The organism is uncultured Sphingomonas sp. (assembly GCF_913778135.1).
Lineage (GTDB): Bacteria > Pseudomonadota > Alphaproteobacteria > Sphingomonadales > Sphingomonadaceae > Sphingomonas.
On the sequence record NZ_CAJYVU010000113.1, the window covers coordinates 1 to 19,609 of the forward strand.

Annotated in this window: 19 protein-coding genes, 1 tRNA gene and 1 pseudogene; 12 read left to right on the forward strand and 9 right to left on the reverse strand. The window is 65.6% G+C overall.

Translation table 11 applies throughout. The features are described 5' to 3' along the window. The 7 genes and pseudogenes from QZ847_RS10465 to QZ847_RS10495 form a co-directional block, all read left to right on the forward strand. A pseudogene (locus QZ847_RS10465) lies at positions 1 to 739 on the forward strand (hypothetical protein); the annotation flags it as partial. A gap of 77 nt (positions 740 to 816) precedes the next feature. Next, a complete protein-coding gene (locus tag QZ847_RS10470; RefSeq protein ID WP_294356312.1) occupies positions 817 to 1,242 on the forward strand; it encodes a hypothetical protein in 426 nt (141 codons plus the stop codon). 105 nt (positions 1,243 to 1,347) lie between these two features. Next, the gene (locus QZ847_RS10475; protein WP_294356314.1) at positions 1,348 to 2,172 is read left to right on the forward strand and encodes a glycosyl hydrolase 108 family protein; all 825 of its coding nucleotides are present in this window, start codon (positions 1,348 to 1,350) and stop codon (positions 2,170 to 2,172) included. Beyond that, complete coding sequence (locus tag QZ847_RS10480; RefSeq protein WP_294356316.1) at positions 2,172 to 2,486, forward strand: hypothetical protein; 315 nt, start codon at positions 2,172 to 2,174, stop codon at positions 2,484 to 2,486. The genes QZ847_RS10475 and QZ847_RS10480 overlap by 1 nt, the downstream gene beginning before the upstream one ends. 347 nt (positions 2,487 to 2,833) lie before the next feature. After that, positions 2,834 to 3,628 (forward strand): DNA adenine methylase, encoded by a 795-nt coding sequence (locus QZ847_RS10485; protein WP_294356318.1) that lies wholly within the window; start codon positions 2,834 to 2,836, stop codon positions 3,626 to 3,628. A gap of 360 nt (positions 3,629 to 3,988) precedes the next feature. Beyond that, positions 3,989 to 4,564 carry a manganese efflux pump MntP family protein gene (locus QZ847_RS10490; protein WP_294356320.1) on the forward strand — a complete coding sequence of 192 codons (576 nt, stop codon included), beginning with the start codon at positions 3,989 to 3,991 and terminating at the stop codon, positions 4,562 to 4,564. A gap of 264 nt (positions 4,565 to 4,828) precedes the next feature. Then, positions 4,829 to 5,227: a VOC family protein gene (locus tag QZ847_RS10495; protein ID WP_294356322.1), complete on the forward strand. Its 399-nt coding sequence runs from the start codon at positions 4,829 to 4,831 to the stop codon at positions 5,225 to 5,227. 195 nt (positions 5,228 to 5,422) lie between these two features. Here the strand turns inward: QZ847_RS10495 and QZ847_RS10500 are convergent, their stop codons facing one another. Further along, a complete protein-coding gene (locus QZ847_RS10500; protein WP_366930194.1) occupies positions 5,423 to 6,310 on the reverse strand; it encodes a sugar transferase in 888 nt (295 codons plus the stop codon). A 433-nt stretch (positions 6,311 to 6,743) separates the two neighbouring features. On the opposite strand from QZ847_RS10500, the gene QZ847_RS10505 reads away from it, so the two are divergent. Then, positions 6,744 to 8,009, forward strand: a complete 1,266-nt coding sequence (locus QZ847_RS10505) for an integrase arm-type DNA-binding domain-containing protein (protein ID WP_294356324.1) — start codon at positions 6,744 to 6,746, stop codon at positions 8,007 to 8,009. 319 nt (positions 8,010 to 8,328) lie between these two features. Here the strand turns inward: QZ847_RS10505 and QZ847_RS10510 are convergent, their stop codons facing one another. The 5 genes from QZ847_RS10510 to QZ847_RS10530 all read right to left on the reverse strand — a co-directional run bounded on the left by QZ847_RS10510 (position 8,329) and on the right by QZ847_RS10530 (position 13,039). Next, the gene (locus QZ847_RS10510) at positions 8,329 to 9,096 is read right to left on the reverse strand and encodes a hypothetical protein (protein WP_294356326.1); all 768 of its coding nucleotides are present in this window, start codon (positions 9,094 to 9,096) and stop codon (positions 8,329 to 8,331) included. Positions 9,097 to 9,346: 250 nt separating this feature from the next. Next, positions 9,347 to 9,422: transfer RNA gene (locus tag QZ847_RS10515), tRNA-Thr, on the reverse strand. A 49-nt stretch (positions 9,423 to 9,471) separates the two neighbouring features. After that, positions 9,472 to 10,347, reverse strand: coding sequence for a hypothetical protein (locus QZ847_RS10520; RefSeq protein WP_294356329.1), 876 nt, complete (start codon positions 10,345 to 10,347; stop codon positions 9,472 to 9,474). A 15-nt stretch (positions 10,348 to 10,362) separates the two neighbouring features. Then, entirely contained in the window at positions 10,363 to 11,751 is a 1,389-nt protein-coding gene (locus tag QZ847_RS10525) for a serine hydrolase (protein WP_294356331.1), read from the reverse strand. Continuing rightward, complete coding sequence (locus QZ847_RS10530) at positions 11,717 to 13,039, reverse strand: replication-associated recombination protein A (protein ID WP_294356333.1); 1,323 nt, start codon at positions 13,037 to 13,039, stop codon at positions 11,717 to 11,719. Before QZ847_RS10530 ends, QZ847_RS10525 begins: the two co-directional genes overlap by 35 nt. A 195-nt stretch (positions 13,040 to 13,234) precedes the next feature. On the opposite strand from QZ847_RS10530, the gene QZ847_RS10535 reads away from it, so the two are divergent. Both QZ847_RS10535 and QZ847_RS10540 read left to right on the forward strand, forming a co-directional pair. Further along, a complete protein-coding gene (locus QZ847_RS10535) occupies positions 13,235 to 13,780 on the forward strand; it encodes a PadR family transcriptional regulator (RefSeq protein ID WP_294356374.1) in 546 nt (181 codons plus the stop codon). Next, positions 13,780 to 14,082: a DUF2218 domain-containing protein gene (locus QZ847_RS10540; RefSeq protein WP_294356335.1), complete on the forward strand. Its 303-nt coding sequence runs from the start codon at positions 13,780 to 13,782 to the stop codon at positions 14,080 to 14,082. The genes QZ847_RS10535 and QZ847_RS10540 overlap by 1 nt, the downstream gene beginning before the upstream one ends. On the opposite strand, the gene QZ847_RS10545 is transcribed toward QZ847_RS10540, so the two are convergent. Next, complete coding sequence (locus QZ847_RS10545; protein ID WP_294356336.1) at positions 14,079 to 15,230, reverse strand: glycosyltransferase family 1 protein; 1,152 nt, start codon at positions 15,228 to 15,230, stop codon at positions 14,079 to 14,081. The genes QZ847_RS10540 and QZ847_RS10545 overlap by 4 nt on opposite strands. An 81-nt stretch (positions 15,231 to 15,311) precedes the next feature. Next, a complete protein-coding gene (locus tag QZ847_RS10550) occupies positions 15,312 to 17,096 on the reverse strand; it encodes a cation:proton antiporter (protein ID WP_294356376.1) in 1,785 nt (594 codons plus the stop codon). 92 nt (positions 17,097 to 17,188) lie between these two features. Between QZ847_RS10550 and QZ847_RS10555 the strand changes: the two genes are divergently transcribed. After that, positions 17,189 to 17,500 carry a hypothetical protein gene (locus QZ847_RS10555; RefSeq protein ID WP_294356338.1) on the forward strand — a complete coding sequence of 104 codons (312 nt, stop codon included), beginning with the start codon at positions 17,189 to 17,191 and terminating at the stop codon, positions 17,498 to 17,500. A 7-nt stretch (positions 17,501 to 17,507) separates the two neighbouring features. Here the strand turns inward: QZ847_RS10555 and QZ847_RS10560 are convergent, their stop codons facing one another. Then, complete coding sequence (locus QZ847_RS10560) at positions 17,508 to 18,728, reverse strand: NADP-dependent isocitrate dehydrogenase (protein WP_294356340.1); 1,221 nt, start codon at positions 18,726 to 18,728, stop codon at positions 17,508 to 17,510. Between the two features lie 158 nt (positions 18,729 to 18,886). Here QZ847_RS10560 and QZ847_RS10565 point away from each other — a divergent pair, with 158 nt between their 5' ends. Then, positions 18,887 to 19,609, forward strand: a complete 723-nt coding sequence (locus tag QZ847_RS10565) for a phosphatidylserine decarboxylase (RefSeq protein WP_294191672.1) — start codon at positions 18,887 to 18,889, stop codon at positions 19,607 to 19,609.

Below are 19,609 nucleotides of genomic sequence, written 5' to 3' on the forward strand. Positions count from 1 at the left end.
CCGCGCCAACCTCAAGCTGAACGCCAGTGCGGCAACGGGTCGCTCGATCAACGCGGGCGGCACGGTGAATGCGTCAGGCGCCGATTACGCCGAGTACATGACCAAGGCGGCCGGGTGCGGCGCCATCTTGAAAGGCGACGTGTGCGGCGTTGATCGTGAGGGCAGGCTGACCCGCACGTGGGCGGACGCGCTGCGATACGTCGTCAAGTCAACCGACCCGTCGCTGGTGGGTGGCGACACTTGGGCTGCGCACCTGCCGCCTAAGCCGGAGGAACCGGGCGCCGAGCCGACAGCGCCGATCGCGCCGGGGCCGAGGCCGACTGGTGAGGATGAAGCGGCCGAGCAAGCACGCGCGGCATGGCGTGACGAGGTCGAGCGTTATCATAGGGCTCGGGCAGAGTCGGATGCCGCTCACGCTGAATGGTCGGCCGCGACCGAGGCGTACCAGATCGCGCTCCCGATCTGGGAGGCTGAGCTTGAGAAGGCGCGCACTTGCGTCGATCGGATCGCCTTCAGCGGTCAGGTGCCGGTCAACGTCGACACGGACACGCACGCTGCCTGCGAAGCGGCGCTCGCCGACGGCGTCGCGGTCTACCTCGTCGCGAGCGCGCGCGGCGCTGGCATCGGCGTCACCGCAGTGCGCGAGGGCGACATGACGCTCGCGCAGTACATGCGCCGGGTCGGATGCGTGTGGGCGATCCGCGACGGTCGGCCGTGGGTCGACGTGCAGCACGGCTGAGCCGCGCGCCCTTTCACCGGAGATACATCGATGTTCTACCATCCCGCGGCTCACGCCGAGATTGAAGGCCTGGGCGGATGATCCGCCGTCGCTCACTCGAGCTGGACGATCTCGCTGCGCTGATCGCCGCGACCAGGCCGCCCCCACCCACGCCCGCGCCGGTGACGCTCCCGCCCGACGATCGCGGGCTCGCCAAGCACGCGTCGACCGTGATCGTCGCAATCATCCTCGCGCTCTGCCTTTGGGTCGGCAACAGCGTATCGTCGCTCGGCACCACCGTGACCCGCATGTCGGCGAACGTCGACGCGCTGCAGAAAGGTATTGCCGATCTGCAGGCCAGCCAAGGCTCGGCCTCGGTCCAGCTATCCGACACCAAGGCGACCAATGCCAAGCAGGACGCGCGAGCCGACGCGATGGAGGCGGACATGGGGCGCGTGAAAGAGCGCGTGCGGATCCTCGAGGGGCAGAAGCCGATCACCGTCGAGCCTCAACACGCGCAGTAACCGCGCCACTGATCGCCGGCGGCCGATCGCCGCCACCTTCACCGGAGAACATCAATGCAGCTGATTCCCAGCTGGAGGCGCGCCCCGCGCCTCTGGTCCGTGCGCGTGTCCGCGATCGCGGCCGCCATCTTCGCCATGCTGCTCGCCGCGCCCGATCAGCTGCTCGCGATCTGGTCGGCGCTGCCGCCCGAGGTGCAGGCGCTGGTACCGGGCGCGCCCAAGCTCGGGCTGATCCTGTCGCTCGCCGGCATCGTCGCACGTCTGGTCGCGCAGAAGGACGTCGACGACGGCACCCCGCCGGCGGGCGCGTCAATCGCCTCGCTGCTGCGCTCGACAAAAGGCGCCGTGAAGAAGCGCTTTGGCGTGGGCGCGGCGATCGCCGCGATCATCGCCAGCACGATCGCGCTTGAGGGCGGGTACGTGAACGACAAGCGCGATCCCGGCGGTGAGACCAACATGGGGATCACCGCGGCCGTCGCACGCCAGAACGGCTACACCGGCCCCATGCGCACGCTGCCGCGCGAGGTGGCCGAGAGCATCTACTACGACCGCTACCTGGTCGCGCCCGGCTACGCGCCGCTCGTGCTGATCGACGCCGCGGTGACGCAGGAGCTGTTCGACACGACGGTCAACATGGGGCCGGCGCGCCCCGGCCGCTTCTTCCAGCTGTCGATCAACGAGCTGTGCGGCGCGCGCCTGGTCGTGGACGGCCGCGTCGGGCCGGCGACAACCGCTGCCTACACCAGCTGCCAGCAGCGCCTCGGCGCCGCGCCGCTGTGCGTGTCGATGCTCGACAGCCTCGATGCAAAGCAGCGCGCGGAGTACGACCGCCTTGTGCGGGTGTACACGCAGCTCGGCGCGTTCCACCGAGGCTGGATCGCGCACCGCATCGGCAACGTCGACCGCGCCAAGTGCCGGGTCGCGCGCTGATGCGTCGCGGCCTTGCGCGCCTGGTCGGCGCCGGCGCGGCGCTCGCCAGCCTGGGCGCGTGCGCGGCGATCGCCGCGCCCGGCGTGACCCCGCTCGATCGCGCCGGCGCAGCCTACTCGCACCTGCAGGCTGCCGCCGATCGCGCGATGCCGCTGCTCCCGGCCGAGAAGGCGTGCCGCGTGCGCGTGATCCTTGCGCTGATCGGCTTCGGGCTCGATGCCGCGCGCGCAGCGTCAGGCCCGGTCGACCGCACCGCGGCGATCGCCAGCGTCGAGGCGCAGCTGGTCGCGCTGCACGCCGCGCTGCGCGACTGATCTCGACGCGCGCGGGCGCGCCTGCCATATCGGCCGAGCCCTCCCGAGCTTAGCCGCAGAGGTGGGCCCGCGCGCGCGGTCACAGGCCGACCGGCTATGCCGGGTGGCCTGCGGAATGAAAGACCTTCGGGGAATACGCGGGGCGCAGTCGCCTGTGCTGCGCGGCTAACCACCCGGTACCAGATGGCAGGCCAGGGCGCCTCCCTCGCGTATCCCCGAAGCCACCACCATCCGGCGCTGCGGCGCGGATCCACCACCACCATCATACCGGGCACGTCGATCGACACGATCGGCGGCAATCTCAGCGCGCGTAGCCGACGTGCTTCTCACCGAAGAGCTGAGCCACCATGCACCCCGTCATCGCTGCCAACCCGCCCGCCGCCTACCTTGGCGGCAAGCGCAACCTCGCCAAGCGCCTGTGCGCGCTGATCGAGACGATCCCGCACCGCGTCTACATAGAGCCGTTCGTCGGCATGGGCGGCGTGTTCCTGCGCCGCGGCCGCGCGCCGGCGGCCGAGATCATCAACGACCTGTCGGGCGACGTCGCCAACCTGTTCCGCGTCGTGCGCCGGCACTACCAGCCGTTCGTCGACGAATTCTCCTACCTGCTCGCCAGCCGCGATGAATTCGAGCGGCAGAAGCGCGTCGACGCGACCACGCTGACCGACATCGAGCGCGCCGTCCGCTTCCTCTACCTGCAGCGGCTCGCCTTCGGCGGTCACGTCACAAAGCGCGTGTTCGGCGTTCGCAAGGATCAGTCGTCACGCATCAACGCCGCCACGATCCGCGCCGATCTGAGGAAGCTGTCGCAGCGGCTGCAGGCGGTGACGATCGAGCAGCTGCCGTACCAGGACGTGATCCGCCGCTACGATAGCGCCGGCGCGCTGTTCTACCTCGACCCGCCCTATGACGAGACCTGCGGCTACGGCACCGGCTTCGGCCGCGACGATTACGTCGCGATGGCCGAGCAGCTCGCCGGCATCGCCGGCGCCTTCGTCATGTCGATCAACGACACGCCTTTCATCCGCGATACGTTCGCCGCCTTCGAGATCCAGGAAGTCGAGACCACCTGGACGCTGTCGACCAGGACGCGCGATCGCGCCAGGAAGGTGACCGAGCTGATCATCCGCAATCGCGCCTAATCGAGCGCCTGCAGGGTCGGGTATCGCACCCGACTTTGCGGGTACTTTTCAGGATCACACAAAAGGGCGCGGCGGAGGGGCTGTCCGCCGCTTCGGATGTCTGCTTAAACTCGAAAAGTGGCTTTGAAGAAATCAGACGGTATTGATCCGATTAGCTCTGGTCGTTAAAGGTCAGGTCGTTCTTGGGGAGTAGCCACCCGCTGCGCGGGGTTCTCGTCAACATGATCGCCGGTGTCTTCGGATTACCGTCGTGGCGTGGACAGCAAGCCGCCAGGCTTGCCCGGCAAGACCAACGACGTGTCGCCTCTACGTGGCCGGAGGTGGGCTCGTCGTTGTTTGTCAGGCCCTGAGTGATGTTACATGACTGGAATTTTGACGCTTGGCGCGCTTGGCGCCAGCCTGTCTGTTGACGCGTTCGCCGCATCGCTCGGAAAGGGAGCGACAGAGCAGCGCAGTCGATGGTCGGACGCGATGCGGGTCGGCGTTGTTTTCGGCTTCTTCGAGGCACTGACGCCGGCGATCGGCTACCTGCTCGGCTATCTACTGAACGACTGGATTGCGAGCTACGATCACTGGGTGGCCTTCGGTCTCCTCTTGGCAGTCGGCGCCTATATGATCCGCGATGCGCTCAAGAACGACGACGCAGTCGCCTCGGACGCGCACTCACGCCCGGGGTTTTGGCGTCTGGCTGCGACTGCGATCGCGACCAGCATAGACGCCGCAGCCGTTGGGGTGTCGCTTGCGCTCATGGATGTGAACCTTTGGATAGCCTGCGCGGTAATCGGCGGGATCACGACGGTAGTCGCGACAAGCGGTATGATCCTCGGCCGGCATGTCGGCCCGTATCTCGGCCGCTACGCCGGCATCCTAGGCGGTTTCGTCCTCGTCGCGATCGGCGGCTCGATATTATTCCAGCATCTGTCCGGCGCAGCGTAGGGCACGCACAAAAGCAGCGGCTAGTAAGCGGGCAAACATTCTTGGGATCATCAGGCAAGGGTATCGAGCGTGCTGCGAGTGGGTATCGGCCATTAACGACCGACGCATTTGCGTGTTCAAGGCGGAGGGGTTCTCCGCCGCAACGAATGTCCGCATCGCCTAACAGCCGACAATCCAACGGCTTGGGGGTGACCGCGGGTTGTGCGCGGGTTACGTGACGTAGCCAGTGGCGATCGGATGCGATCAGCCGTCAGGAGAGAATGCGTGCTTTTTCATACCATGGTCGGATCGAACGACATCGAACGCTCCAAGCGCTTCTACGATACGGTGCTCGGCACCTTGGGTGCAGGGGAAGGGACGCGAAATATCGCCGACAGCGGCCATACACGTTTGATTTACAACAACGGCAGCGGCACCAACTTCATCGTCAGCCAGCCGATCAACGACGAACCAGCAAGTGTTGCTAACGGCAGCACCGTCGCCTTTTCCTGCGACTCGCCCGAGCAAGTGAAGCTGCTTCATGACACCGCCGTTTCCGCTGGCGGAACCTCGATCGAAGCTCCGCCCGGACCCCGAGAAACCGCCTCGATGGGGACCATTGAATTGGCCTATTTTCGTGACCCCGATGGCAACAAACTGTGCGGAATTCATTTCCCCGCCTGATTAGCCCGGCACAGGTCTGCTTCTGGCGCTAGTGGACCCCGATCATGCGATCCCGCGACTGTCCGCTCTCCACCCAGGAGCGGACATCCGCCGATCGCGGGATAAGGGTATTCGACGCGTCAGGTGCGGGTACCGACATGTAAAAATTGACGCATTTGCGTGACCGCGGCGGAGGGTTCCTCCGCCGCAAAGGGGTTACGAAGGTTCGTCCTTCAAGATCCTTTTGAGGATGTACCACATTACGGCGAAGTCGCGTCCTATCGAGGGATCTAAGAAATAAGCCTCGGGATCAATTGGTATGCCGGTGATGCCTGGTTTGACCACAGTTAGCAGGTCGTGAGTTCTTTCACCCTCGCCGTTTACCTCTTCGCCAACTACTCGGGGGATATCGCCCGGACGAGGGCCGACTAACGACATGTCGCCTTTAAGTACGGCGAATAATTGAGGCAGCTCGTCTATGCTACTGGTGCGCAGAAACTGACCCACACGCGTTAATCTTCTTGTCTCGCCGTCGGAAGTGACATGCATTGTTCGGAATTTGACCAGAGTGAATACATCTCCGCGAAAACCAAACCGCTTTTGACGGAAGAATACAGGCCCGCGAGAGTCAAATTTGATCAGCAAAGCGATAACGAGAAACAGCGGTGCAAGCGCTGTTAAGGCAATCGTCGCGATGTACAGGTCAAGCAAGCGCTTATTCAGGCGGTAGGTAAGCTTGTAATCAGAAACAATCGACAAAAGCAGTTTCGCGTCGAAGCGACGGCTTAAATCTACAGGGCGCTTTTTTGGCTTGCTATATTGCCGCTCATAAACGGCTAATCGCAACCCTTCACCAGCAAATACGATGCTTGCCGCAGCCACGCAGTAGCATACGATCATCGAGGGGCTTAACTCCCACCCAGTGAATGCAGCCCAAATAAAAATTAATGAGCCGGGCACTACTGCGGCGGCTAAGGCGACAAGAACACGAAACATATAGCCGAAGACAGCTCGCTCTCCGGATCCACCAGGAAGAAACGTTCGACGTAGTCTCGAGAACTGCTTCTCGTTGCCAAATGGGCCCGAAGCGGCGCGCGATATCATGGCCGACTCTCCTTGGCATACCGGGTCCAGAGGCGGACGACGCTCCAAAACGTGATCGTAGAAAAGGTCACGCTGCCGCTTATTGCGCCTGCCCAAGCAAGTATAACTTCTAAGAGCTTGGCTGGACCTGGGTCTTGAAGATGGAAGTGCTCGCCAGTCTTTTCCGTTAGGTAACTTAAAAAAACGAACATCAGATATACCGAGTAGGCTGCCGCACCAGCTTGTGCTTCTGACACAACGAAGTGCAGCAACGGCCGCTGCTCTACATACCTATGTATCGCGCCCCGCCTTCTACCTGCATTGTCGCCCTGAGGCGACCCAGCCAACGACATTGCGGGCCTCCCAACCGTTAGCAAAGTTCGCGGCACCTTCGTATCGTGGTTCTGCCTCCTTTGTACATCCATCATCCGGACCAAGTAGAAAGGTGTAAGCAATGTTGACGAACGCCGCGGTGAAAGCCGCGCGGCCGCGCGCGGCTGGCTACAAACTCGCCGACGCCGGCGGCCTGCACCTCTACATTGCGCCGAACGGCCGACGCTCTTTCCGAATGCGATTTCGCTGGCAGGGCAAGGAGCAGCTTCTGACGTTCGGCCAGTGGCCGGAGATCTCGCTGGACGTTGCGCGCCAGCGCGCCGACCAGGCGCGCGCGCAGCTCGCCCGCGGCGATGATCCCCGCGAGTGCGTCGGCGACGAAGCGACGAAAGTTCGTGCTTTCGAGTATGTATCGCGCGACTGGTTCGAACAGCGCAGAGCGCGCTGGTCGGCGACGCACGGGGTCGACGTAATGGCGAGCCTGGAGCGCGACATCTTCCCGGCGATCGGTGCCATGCCGATCGAGGCAATTACGACGCCGGTCGTGCTGAGCGCGCTGCGCACGCTCGAGCAGCGTGGCCGCCTCGAGACCGCGCGGCGCGTCCGGCAGCGGATCTCCGGCGTGTTCAAGCACGCGATCGCGCAGGGCTGGGCCGAGCGCGATCCCGCGGCCGTCATCACCGACGCGCTGCTGCCCCCGCCGCCGGTGCGGCCTCAGCCAGCGCTGACCGAGCTCGACGAAGTGCGCGCCCTGGTCGCCGCGGTCGACCAGCTGGACGCAGCGCCGGCGACGAAGAACGCGGCCGCGTTCCTGATGCTGACCGCGGTGCGCCTGGCGGCGGTGCGTGGCGCGCGCTGGCGCGAGATCGAGGATCTGGACGGCGCGGCGCCACTGTGGCGCGTGCCGGCCGAACGCATGAAGCTGAAGGTCGCGGAGAAGGCCGAGACCCGCAACGATCACCTGGTGCCGCTCAGCTCGGCCGCGGTGGACGTGCTGCGCGCAGCGAATATGCATCGTGGTGATGCAAATATGCATGATCGCGGCGACGAGCTGATCTTCGGCGACGTCGCGGAGGGCGCGATCGGCGCGCTCTACAAGCGCGCGGGGTTCGGCGGCCGACACGTGCCGCACGGCTGTCGCGCCAGTTTCTCGACCATCCTCAACGAGCGAATGCCGGCCGAGCGGGCAGCGATCGATCGCGCGCTCGGTCACGCGCACGCCGGCGACAAGTTGGAGGCCAGCACCATCAATCGCAAGGTCGAGGGCGCGTACAATCGCGCGGCCTACCTGGGCCCGCGTCGTCGCCTGTTCGACGCTTGGGCGGCGCTGCTCGCCGGTGCGCCGATCGCGGCCGACGTCGACGAGGGCTCGGCCGAGGCCGCCTGACCCCCCGGGGGGGGGCGATAGTGGGGCAGCTGCGGTGCTGGACACCGCGCAGTGGGTCCATGCGCAACGCGACGTGTTTCGGAGTAAAAAGTTCGGCTTGATCGAGCTGCTCAGATCGCGCGTTGCCCGGCTTCATTGCGCGCTACGCGCGCGACGGTTCGGCACGGTTCCTGCTCCACCCCCTCGCCGAGCACCGGGGCGGCGCAAGCCGCCACGCTCAACAGCCGGATCTTGGCGGTTGAGTGGTCAGGCGGGTGACGGTGCCGGGTTGGGGGTGATCAAATCTGCGCATGGCCTCGTCCAAACGAGGCCATTCCTTTTATCCTTCAACCCCTGAGCGGTGATACTGACCGCATGGTGTACTCGCGTTCTGGCCTTCGGAGCGGAAGGCGATCGTCGCTTCCATCCGAGCGAGGGCGGCGCGCATCTCGGGACAGGATGGCTCGACAGGAGGCCGTAGGGCCCCGCTGGGCGTGTTCTGCCGCGCCAGGCGCTTTCGGGCCAGCAGGTCGCGGAACCGCCGTAGCAGCCGGGCAGGGAAGGCCTCAGGCGTGAAGGCGTAGCTGTTCGACACCTGCTCGCGCTGCGGCCCGAAAAGGCCATCCTTCCCGGTGCGCTGCGTGCGCCGCACCCAGTCGAGCACCTTGATCCGCTTGAGCGTGTTCAGTGCCCGCACCACCGTCGTGCGGCTGACGTCGGCGGCCTTCGCGATCGTGTCGAGTGCGGGCTCTATGCAGCCGGTGCGGAAGTCTATGCCGACTCCGCCACGACGGCCGAGCAAGGCCTCGAGCACACGCATGCCATGCAGACCTAGCGGGCGGGCACCGCCTTTACGCCGTTCGCTATCGTCCCATTCGGACACCACCTTCAGCAGGCAGTCGATCCAGCCTAGCGCGCCGGCCGTCGTACCGTCGCCGATCGGGCGCGAGACTCGCGCGCGGCGATCGTCGACGTCGTAGCTGCCTCGACGCACCTTGCGATCGGCGCCGCGTACGGCGCGGCCGCTGAGCTGGGCGGCGAACCCCTTCATGATCTGACGTGTCTGGCGAGCGGTAATTGCAGCGGATGGCTGCTGGGTAAGCGGCATCGTTCCGGCCCCCGTGGCGGAAGTTCGATGGGCGCGCGAAAGCGTCGGCCGAAACGTCCTTGCTCGGCCGGCGCTAGATCACGCGGAAGGTTGCGGTGGGTGAGGGAGCCTACGGAGGCGCGCGGCAGCGCACGTCTGAGAACAGACGTGGTACATAGTGTGCCGCTTTGTGTGTCGATGGAGACCGATGCAGATCGCGCGTTCTGCGCTTTCGGATCAGGTCAGAAGTGGCGGAAATCCGCGGAAAACGTGGTGCCGGTTGCAGGAATCGAACCCGCGACCTTCGGTTTACAAAACCGCTGCTCTACCAGCTGAGCTAAACCGGCACGTCGTGTGCGCCGCCATGCGTCACCCGCGCTCCGACGTCCAGCCCCTTTACGGCGCGCCGAAGGTCCAGCCTTCGATCCGTGCAACCTCGGGCGTGAGCGCTGGCGGATGCCATAGCTCGCTACGAAGTGCGGCGACGCGCAGCCAAGCGGCGCTGAGCAGCGCATCGCTGCTGTGATCGTCAATCCAGCCTTTCTCGCAAACCGGCGCGCTTCCCAGTGCAGCGAGCGCCTCGTTCAACGCGGCGGTATCACGCAGCTTGCTCCGTCCGGCTGGCACCCCTGCTTCTCGCGCGGCAAGGGTGGTGTATATTTCGAGCAGCAGGTTGCCGTGGCCGGGATCGTGATCGAACGGCCAGATCGAGACGGTGCCGCTCAGCCGATGCAACATCCGCATGCCGGTCAGGCTCGACTTGCCGACCTGCGCTGCGCCTACGAGGTTGAGGTTGCTGACCGGGTTCAGCCCCAGCGCCGCCTGAGCATGTTCGGCCAATCGCCAGCGCCCGCGGCCGGGTGGAAACAGGTCACCGGCACGCCCACCGTGCCGACGAAAGTGGCGCGACGCGTCGGGGTGGTCGACGAAGCTGGTTGCGGAGAGGTGCGGATCGTCGGCGCAGATGCGGTCTACCAACGCCCATAAAGCGCGCGCGTCCGCTGGGCTCTGCGTCCACTCGGGGAAATAGGCGCCGCGATCGAAAAAGGGCAGCGCGGTTCCGAGGTCGAGCCCGACAAGCGTGTCGGGCGGCAGATCGTGCATGATCCAGGCAAGCACCTCCGCGCGCGACCAGACGTGATCCGGCCGTACCAGCACGGGTGCCGCGTGGCCGATCGCGCACAACGCAACCCGGATGCCTTTCTGCCGCTCGCCGACCGCCCCCGACCAATCGACCCCGGCGAAATGCCGGAAGCGCGGCGTGACGATCATGGGGTTCGCGGGCGATCAGTGCTGCGCGGCAAGCACGTTCGCGGCGAAGCGCGCGATGTCGAAGCTGCTTCCCGCCGGATCCTCGCCACGACGCACCACCACCAGCTTCTCGGCCGGGATCACCATCACATATTGCCCGCGGTTTCCCTGCGCCGCGTAGCTGCCGGCGGGCAGACCCTGCTTCGCGCCGAACAGCCACATCGTCGCGCCATAGCCCTCGGCACGCTCTGGCTGCGGACCGGACGGCGTCGTCATGTAGCGCAGCCAACCCGCAGGAAGCATGCGCTTGCCCGCCCACACGCCATCCTGCAGCCAGAACTGCCCCAGTCGCGCGAGATCGCGTGCGGTCGACCACACGTCGGACGACAGGATGTAATTGCCCTGCCAGTCCTGCTGCGCGACCGTGTGCGTCATGCCGAGCATCGTGAAGAGGCGTTGCGGAAAGCGGTCGTAGGCCGCGTCACCAAGTGAGACGCGAAGGCTGCGGACTGCCAGCAGAATATCGTTGTTGGCGTAGCGAAAGCGGGTACCCGGCCGTGCCTCGAGCGGCCATGACGACGCCTGCTCGGTCACGGTTGTACCGCCGAAGTAGATCGCGTCGGTTCGGTTGCCCGCCGTGTCGCTGTGCAGGCCGGAAGCCATGCGAAGCAGGTCGTCGAGTTTGATGCTGCTGCGAGGATCGCCGCTACGCCATTCGGGTACCTTGGCTGGCTGATCCGGGTTCACGCCGGCCATCCCGACCAGCGTCCCGCTGATGCTCTTCGCAACCGACCACGTCCGATTGGCGACGAACGGACCGAAGCCGTCGCGGTAACGCTCAGCTACTATCTTGCCGTCGCGCAGCACGACCACACCGACTGTCTGGCTGCCCCGGCCATAATCGGAGAAGGCGCGCGCAACGACGCTGGCCAGTGCAGGTGATGGGGCCGGGCTGATGCCAGCATCGCCCATCGGCCATTGCCGCGGATCGGCCGAGGCAGGCGCCGGTGCGCGGGCGTAGGTCGTCGCGACCGCCCGCGACACCGCCCCGATCGGCGCCAGCGTGCAACCACGGCCACGCTGCCACGTCGCCTGCCGCGCCGGCAGGTCGGGCGCGAACGGCACCGTCACGCGAGCAGTGGAGCGATCAACCGTCGCGCTCAGCGTCGGCACCAGCGCGTCATATTCGGGATAGATGCCGCGCAGTTCCAGTGCCTCGACAGCGGCCTGGCTGCGTCCGGCGTTGAAGATGCCGCCGCAGATCGTCGCCGCCTTATACCCCGCGGCGATCGCACGTACGTAGCGTTGGTCCGTCTGCCGTGGCGCGGGCGCTTGCGCCGGGGCCGGACCGCTTGTCACGATAACGGCAAGCAGAGCGGGGAGGATGAGGCTAGTCGCGCGGCGGTTGAGCATGGCGCCGTTCATCCCACCAAGCCATTCGCTCGGCAATCCGCTTCTCGAACCCGCGCTCGGTTGGCTGGTAAAAGCGTTGTGGCGGAAGCTCGTCGGGCCAGTAGTTCGCGCCGGAGAATGCGTCCTCGGCGTCATGGTCGTACTCATATCCCTTGCCATAGCCGATGTCGCGCATCAGCTTGGTCGGTGCGTTCAGGATGTTGGCCGGCGGCATCAGCGATCCCGTTTCACGCGCGCTACGCCACGCGCCCTTCTGCGCGGCATAGACCGCGTTCGATTTGGGCGCAGTCGCGAGGTACACGCATGCCTGCGCGATCGCCAACTCGCCCTCGGGACTACCTAGAAAGTCATATGCTTCCTTTGCCGCAAGGCATTGCTGCAGCGCCTGCGGGTCGGCGAGGCCGATGTCCTCCACCGCAGCCCGCGTCAGTCGCCTGAGCAGGTAGAGCGGCTCTTCGCCCGCGGTCAGCATACGCGCGAGATAATAGAGTGCGGCATTCGCGTCGGAGCCACGGATCGCTTTATGCAATGCGCTGATCAGGTTGTAGTGACCCTCGCGATCCTTGTCGTAGACGGCCACGCGGCGCTGCAGGAAGGCTGACAGGCCTGTCGGATCGAGCGGCTGGTCAAGCGCGACCGAGAACAACGTCTCGACCTGGTTGAGCAGAAAGCGCCCGTCACCGTCCGCACTGGCGATCAACGCGTCGCGCGCCGCGCTGTCGAGTGGAAGTTCGCGTCCGACCTCCGCCTCGGCGCGTGCGACCAGTTCCTCCAGCGCCGCCGATCCGAGCCGGTGAAGGATCAACACCTGCGCACGGCTGAGCAGCGCCGCGTTCAGCTCGAACGATGGATTCTCGGTCGTGGCACCCACCAGCGTCACCGTCCCGTCCTCGACGTACGGCAAGAAGCCGTCCTGCTGCGCACGATTGAAGCGGTGGATCTCGTCGACGAACAGCAGCGTCCGCCTTCCCAGTCGTGCGTGATCGCGTGCCTCGGAGAAGACCCTTTTTAGATCGGCGACGCCCGAGAACACGGCGGAGATAGGGGCGAAGCGCAAGCCTACTGCATCGGCAAGCAGCCGCGCGATCGTCGTCTTGCCCGTGCCCGGTGGTCCCCACAGGATCATCGACGACAATCGCCCGGCCGCCACCATTCGGCCGATCGCACCGTCGGCGCCGGTCAGATGCTCCTGCCCGACGACCTCGACGAGCGTGCGCGGCCGCAGGCGGTCGGCGAGTGGGGCGTCGAGTGGCGGGAGAGAGGGCGCGGTGGGCTCCAGCCCGGCGAAAAGGTCGGCCATCGCCCCGTTCTACTCCGTGGCGCACGGCACGTCATGCCGCGTGTAAAGATATATCTAGATCGCTCTTGATAAAACGCATCCTAGATATATCCTTGGATTAGCAAAGCAGTTTTAATGAGACATCATATGAACGATTGCGTTTACCATCGGCACGGCTTGGAGGCGCACCTGGCCGCGAGGATGGCATCCATGGCGATGCAGGGTCCGCGTGGCGGCAGGCGAGGACCGTTCGGGGGCGACTGGTTTGTTTCCAGCGAGCAACCACGCGGCGGGCGACGCGCGCGCATGTTCGACGGCAGCGAATTGCGCCTCGTGCTGCTCAAGTTGATCGCCGAGCGGGCGCGCCACGGCTATGATCTGATCCGCGAGATTGAGGCGATGACCGCGGGGGCCTATGTGCCGAGCCCCGGCTTGGTCTATCCGACGCTGACGTTGCTCGATGAGATGGGGCTGATCGCGGAACAGCAATCCGTTGGCGCGAAGAAGCGCTTCGCGATCACCGACGAGGGCGTGCAGCACCTGACCGAGCGCGCCGAGGAAGTCGCCGCGCTGATGGAGCGGTTGCGCGAGCTGGCCGCACACCGCGAACGCGTCGACGCGGCACCGATCCGCCGCGCAATGGGCAATCTGAAGGTCGCGCTAAGCCACACATTCGCGTCGGGCGAGGTGCAGCAGGAGCGCTTGCACGAAGTAGCGGCGATGATCGACGAACTGGCGCAGAAGATCGAGAGGCTGAAGTAATGACCGACCATCTGTCCGTCGCACGCGTGCCGACCCAGTCGGCGAGTCGCTATCTCCAGCAGCTCGCCAAACATTGGAGTCATAAGATGACGGTCACCTTCTCCGAAGAGGAGGGCGTCATCACCTTTCCGAACGGGAGCCGTCTGGAGATGCGCGCGAGCGATGACACACTCGACCTGCTCCTGCGCGTACCCGCTGGCGAGGATAGCGCGCGCATGCGCGACGTGGTGGCGAGCCATCTCGATCGCTTCGCCTTTCGCGAGGCGCCGCTGACGTTCGACTGGCAGGAGCGCGACGCTTAAGTGGACGCGCGCGCGCGCATCACCTCGGTATAAGCCGCCAGTACTTGCGCGTTGGCCGTCTCCCATTGGAATCCGGCGGCGCGGGCGTAGCTCGCAGCACCCGCCCGTGCACGAAGGTCGGGATCGCGGATCAGCCGCGCGATCGCCTCGGCATAGCCGTCGATCTGCTGCGGCGTGACGAGGAAGCCGGTGACGCCGTCCTGCACCAGATCGACCGCGCCGGTCGCGCGCGCCGCCACCACCGGAACGCCCGCCGCCATTGCCTCCGAGGTTACCTGGCCCCAGGTTTCTGTGACACTCGGATTGAACAGGACGTCCATCGACGCGACCGCGCGACCCAGGTCGTCGCCGCTCTGGAACCCCGCGAACGCAGCCTCCGGTGCGCGTCCGGCGAACCAATCGCGGGCGGGCCCCTCGCCGACGACGATCACGCGGTGACGCACGCCGCGTTCACGCAGCGCCGCGATCACGTCAGCGAACACGCCCAGTCCCTTCTCGAGCACCAAGCGCCCGAGAAAGCCGATCGCGACCTCATGGTCAGCGATCCCCAGCGATCGGCGCCACTCGAGGCTGCGGCGTTCGGGCGAGAAGCGTTGATGATTGACCCCGCGCGGCCAGAGCGAGATCGGTGTGTCGACGCCGAGTTCGCGAATGATCTCGCCCATCGATGGCGTCGGCACGAGCACGCGGTCGGCACGATTGTAGAAGCGCTTGAGGATCCAGCGGATCGCCGGCTGGATGAAGCCTAGCCGATAATAATCGAAATAGGTCTCGAAACGCGTGTGGACCGCCGCGACGACGGGAACATCGTGCGCCCGGGCCCAGGTCACGGCCGCATGTCCGAGAAACTCGGGTGCCGATACGTGAACGAGATTTGGCGCAAACGTCTCCAGATCGCGGCGTGGCGCGGCGGGCAACGACCGACCCAGTTTATACTCGCCGCGGCCCGGAAACGGGATTGCGGGTACGTCGATCAGATCGCCGCGCGGCGCGAACGCCGGTGTGGGAGAGGTAGGGGAGTAAACGCGGACCTTGACGCCCTGCGAAAGCAAATAGCCGACCAGCAGATTCTGCGCCTGGTTCGCACCATCGCGCACGTAATTGTAGTTGCCGCTGAACAATGCGACGCGAAGGTCGGAAGGCCTCATCAATCACGCACCTAGGGTAAGTTTCCGGCATAAACGTGACGTGAGCGCCGGAAGATGCATCGGGAAAGAGTCACGCTGGCGTCAGTTCGTGCCGGCGGCCTCGATCTCTCCACGGCTGCGGATGCGCCGAATGCGCGGCTCGCGCGACATCCTTGCCTCGGCGCGAATGTCGTTGCGCAGCTCTTCGCGCTTCTCGTGTATTGACGCGATCACGGGACCCATCGCCGCACCCAGCTCGACCAGCACCGCCTCGGACAATTGCAGCGAACTCTCCAGCGTTTCGGGCACCGCGTCGGTCACGCCTGCCCGGTAGAGCTCCGCTGCATGGCGCGGATCACGCGCGCGCGCGATGATCGGCAGCTCGGGAAATTGCGCCCGCACCTGCCGCGTTAGCCGCACCGTCAAAACCGGATCGTCCATCGTCAAAATCAATGCGCGCGCCGATGCGAGATCCAGCCGGTCGACCAGCTCGCGCCGCACGATGTCGCCGAAGACAACATTGTGTCCGGCAGCGCGGGCGCGGGTGACCGCGTCGATGTCCGCCTCGATTGCGACATAGGCTCGATCGTGCCGCGACAGCATGTCGGCGACGAGCTCGCCGACCCGGCCGAAGCCGATGATGATCGTTCGTCCGCTGTCGTCGGCGGGCACGTCCTCCAGCGGCGCACGATGCTCGATCCGGTGCGAGATCGCGCGGCCCAGGGCGGCGAGCAGTGGCGTGATGGTCAGCCCGATTGCGGTCACCGTCTGCCAGAAGGTCGCGGTCGACGGCAGGATCAGCCGCGCCTGCGCCGCAGTCGCCAGCACGATCAGCGTCGTTTCCGACGGACTGCCCATCAGCAGCCCGGTTTCTGCCGCGACCCCGCGCCGCGCGTTGAACACGCGCAGCAACAGCCCGGTCACGACCGCCTTGGTCAACACCACACCCGCGACCGCGAGCAGCAGTGACGGCCAGTTGGCGAGGATGAGGCGCAGGTCGACGCTCATACCAACCGTGATCAGGAACACGCCGAGCGCCAGTCCCCGAAACGGCTTGGTGATGACCTCCACCTCGGAGTGGTACTCGGTCTCAGCGATCAAAAGCCCTGCCAGCAGCGCGCCGACGATCGGCGACAGCCCGGCCGCCGTCGTCGCCACGCTCGCGACGATCACGACCAGCAGCGAAGCGGCGAGGAACAGTTCGGGGCTCTTCGTGCGCGCAGCCTGCGCGAACAGCCGCGGCAGGAAGTAGCGCCCGCCACCGTAGATCGCGACCACGGTGAGCCCACCGCGCAGCGCCACGCCGGCAATGCCGGCCCAGCCGTCGTCACCCGCCGTCGGCGCCATCGCGCCCAGCGCGAAGATGATCGGGACCAACGCCAGGTCCTCGAACAGCAGCATCGCAAATGCGCCGCGCCCGACCGGGCTCGACGTTCCGACCAGCGGCAGCACCAGCGCGGTCGAGGATAGCGACAGCGCCAACCCCAGACCGGCGGCCCCCGCCCACGGTTGCCCCAGCAGGTGCAGACCCGCCGCAATCAGCGCCGCCGAACCCAGCAATTGCGCTGCGCCGGTCCCGAACACCGCCTGTCGCATCGTCCACAAGCGGCGGAACGACAACTCGAGCCCAATCGAGAACAGCAGCAACACGATCCCGAACTCGGCGAACGGCTCGATCGCGTCGGGGTCCGAGATGGTAACGTAGTAGAGCCACGGGAATGACTTCGTCAGCGAGCCGAGCCCCGCCGGCCCGACCAGCGCACCGACAAGGATAAAGCCGATCACCGGACTGATGCGGAACCGGGCGAATGCGGGAATGACCAGCCCCGCCGCGCCCAGCACAACCAGCGCGTCCGAGAAGCCAGCGTTTTCCAATCCAATTGCCATTGACGACACCTTGGCGGAGATGGCCGGCATTGCCAACCGACACGGACGACCGGTCTGGCGGATTAGCGCTGTTACTGCAGTAGTTCGTAAGAATGCTGGTCGATGGCGGCCGCGGCGCATCATGGCGGCAGAGCCAGAGCGAGGCGGTCGTGTCGTCGTGCGGACAAATCGATCTGCCGTTCAACGCATCACAGCGCGAGGCGAGCGTGACGCTTCGCCGCTCGGCGCGCAGCGACATGGCCGCCGATCTTTTCTCGGTCGAGGCGCGCTGGACCCGGCCAAGCGACGCAGGCTGTGGCGGAACCAGCACGATCGAACTCCGCCAGACAGTTATGCTCGCCGTCGGCGCCACTCAGATACTGAAAGGCGACGGCGGGCTCGTGGTCGAACTCCGCCGCCGCTGACCGGATCTTACGCCCAGCTCGCCATTTTGTTTTCGAGGTTCTGACGCACGGCCTCGAAGAACTGCTCGGTCGTCATCCACTTCTGATCGGGGCCGATCAGGATCGCGAGGTCCTTGGTCATGTCGCCGTTCTCGACCGTCTCGATGCAGACCTGCTCCAGCGTCTCGGCGAAGCGGGTCACGTCGGGGGTGCCGTCGAACTGGCCGCGATACTTGAGGCCACCGGTCCAGGCAAAGATCGACGCGATCGGGTTGGTCGAGGTCGCCTTGCCCTGCTGGTGCTGGCGATAGTGACGCGTCACGGTGCCGTGCGCGGCCTCGGCCTCGATCGTCTTGCCGTCCGGCGTCATCAGCACCGAGGTCATCAGGCCGAGCGAGCCGAAGCCTTGCGCGACCTGGTCCGACTGCACGTCGCCGTCGTAGTTCTTGCACGCCCACACGAACTCGCCGTTCCACTTCAGCGCCGAGGCGACCATGTCGTCGATCAGGCGGTGCTCGTAGACGATTCCCTTGGCCGCGAACTCGTCCTTGAACTCGGCCTCGAAGATCTCGGCGAACAGGTCCTTGAAGCGACCGTCATAGGCCTTGAGGATCGTGTTCTTGGTCGACAGGTACAGCGGCCAGCCGCGGCCGAGCGAGTAGTTCATGCTCGCACGCGCGAAATCGCGGATCGACTGGTCGAGATTGTACATCCCCATCGCGACGCCGCCTTCGGGGAAGTCGAACACCTCGCGCTCGATCACCTGACCGTCGGTGCCCTGCCACTTCATCGTCAGCTTGCCCGCGCCCGGCACGACGAAGTCGGTCGCCTTGTACTGGTCGCCGAACGCGTGGCGGCCAACGACGATCGGGTGTGTCCAGCCCGGGATCAGGCGAGGAACGTTCTTGATCACGATCGGCTCGCGGAAGATCACGCCGCCCAGGATGTTGCGGATCGTGCCATTGGGCGAGCGCCACATCTTTTTGAGGCCAAACTCCTCGACGCGCGCCTCGTCGGGCGTGATCGTCGCGCACTTGACCGCGACGCCGTACTTCTTGGTCGCCTCGGCGCTGTCGACCGTGACCTGATCGTCGGTCGCGTCGCGGTGCTCGATGCCAAGGTCGTAATAGTCGAGCTCGATGTCGAGATACGGCTTGATCAGGCGCTCGCGGATCCACTTCCAGATGATCCGCGTCATCTCGTCGCCGTCGATCTCCACGACGGGCGTCTTCACCTTGATCTTGGCCATGTTCTCACTTCCGAGTTGGGAGGGGTTGCGGCAGCGCATAGAAAGGGCAGGGGCCGCGATCAAGCGCAGCGCACCCGCGCGCCGCATAACGACACGAAAAGCGGCCGGAACGACGCGGCGCGTTGTCAGGGCGGTTCACCGACGATAGACCCGCACCCATGTCATCGCTGCAAAAGCCCCCGGTGGGCACGTCCACGGTCAAGTGGCGCTTTCCCGCCGTTCACCCCGAGGGGCAGAAATTTACCGCCATCGCGTTCGGTATCACGCTGCTCGCAACGATCGTGACCAAGGTGCTGTTCTGGCCGCTGCTCGGCGTGACCTTGTGGGTCGCGGCCTTCTTCCGGGATCCGGTGCGCACCACGCCGATCGGCGACGATCTGGTCGTCTCGCCCGCAGATGGGCTGATCACGATGATCGAGCGCGTGCCGGTGCCGCGCGAACTGGTCGGCGACCTGGGTGCCGAGCCGATGGTGCGCGTATCGGTGTTCATGTCGGTATTCGACGTGCACATCAATCGCACGCCGATCGCGGGCACGATCCGACAGGTCGTTTATATCTCGGGCAAGTTTCTGAATGCGGACCTAGACAAGGCATCGGACGAGAACGAGCGCCAGCATTTCGTCGTCGAGGGACACGACGGTCGCCGCATCGGCTTCACCCAGATCGCGGGTCTGGTTGCACGCCGCATTGTCGGCTTCGTCAAGGTCGGCGACATCGTGGCGGTCGGGCAGCGCGTCGGCCTGATCCGGTTCGGCAGCCGCGTCGACGTTTTCCTGCCTGAGGGTTGCATTCCCCAGGTCGCACTCGGCCAGCGTGCGATCGCGGGTGAAACGATCCTTGGCCGCTTTGACGGCACACCCGTTCGCGGGATCGCGCAGTAA

Coding starts and splice junctions, on each gene's coding strand:
- QZ847_RS10470 (WP_294356312.1), top strand. CDS start 817: ATGATCCGCCGTCGCTCACTCGAGCTGGACGATCTCGCTGCGCTGATC.
- QZ847_RS10480 (WP_294356316.1), top strand. CDS start 2,172: ATGCGTCGCGGCCTTGCGCGCCTGGTCGGCGCCGGCGCGGCGCTCGCC.
- QZ847_RS10485 (WP_294356318.1), top strand. CDS start 2,834: ATGCACCCCGTCATCGCTGCCAACCCGCCCGCCGCCTACCTTGGCGGC.
- QZ847_RS10490 (WP_294356320.1), top strand. CDS start 3,989: ATGACTGGAATTTTGACGCTTGGCGCGCTTGGCGCCAGCCTGTCTGTT.
- QZ847_RS10500 (WP_366930194.1), bottom strand. CDS start 6,310: ATGATATCGCGCGCCGCTTCGGGCCCATTTGGCAACGAGAAGCAGTTC.
- QZ847_RS10505 (WP_294356324.1), top strand. CDS start 6,744: ATGTTGACGAACGCCGCGGTGAAAGCCGCGCGGCCGCGCGCGGCTGGC.
- QZ847_RS10510 (WP_294356326.1), bottom strand. CDS start 9,096: ATGCCGCTTACCCAGCAGCCATCCGCTGCAATTACCGCTCGCCAGACA.
- QZ847_RS10520 (WP_294356329.1), bottom strand. CDS start 10,347: ATGATCGTCACGCCGCGCTTCCGGCATTTCGCCGGGGTCGATTGGTCG.
- QZ847_RS10525 (WP_294356331.1), bottom strand. CDS start 11,751: ATGAACGGCGCCATGCTCAACCGCCGCGCGACTAGCCTCATCCTCCCC.
- QZ847_RS10530 (WP_294356333.1), bottom strand. CDS start 13,039: ATGGCCGACCTTTTCGCCGGGCTGGAGCCCACCGCGCCCTCTCTCCCG.
- QZ847_RS10535 (WP_294356374.1), top strand. CDS start 13,235: ATGCAGGGTCCGCGTGGCGGCAGGCGAGGACCGTTCGGGGGCGACTGG.
- QZ847_RS10540 (WP_294356335.1), top strand. CDS start 13,780: ATGACCGACCATCTGTCCGTCGCACGCGTGCCGACCCAGTCGGCGAGT.
- QZ847_RS10545 (WP_294356336.1), bottom strand. CDS start 15,230: ATGAGGCCTTCCGACCTTCGCGTCGCATTGTTCAGCGGCAACTACAAT.
- QZ847_RS10550 (WP_294356376.1), bottom strand. CDS start 17,096: ATGGCAATTGGATTGGAAAACGCTGGCTTCTCGGACGCGCTGGTTGTG.
- QZ847_RS10555 (WP_294356338.1), top strand. CDS start 17,189: ATGCTGGTCGATGGCGGCCGCGGCGCATCATGGCGGCAGAGCCAGAGC.
- QZ847_RS10560 (WP_294356340.1), bottom strand. CDS start 18,728: ATGGCCAAGATCAAGGTGAAGACGCCCGTCGTGGAGATCGACGGCGAC.
- QZ847_RS10565 (WP_294191672.1), top strand. CDS start 18,887: ATGTCATCGCTGCAAAAGCCCCCGGTGGGCACGTCCACGGTCAAGTGG.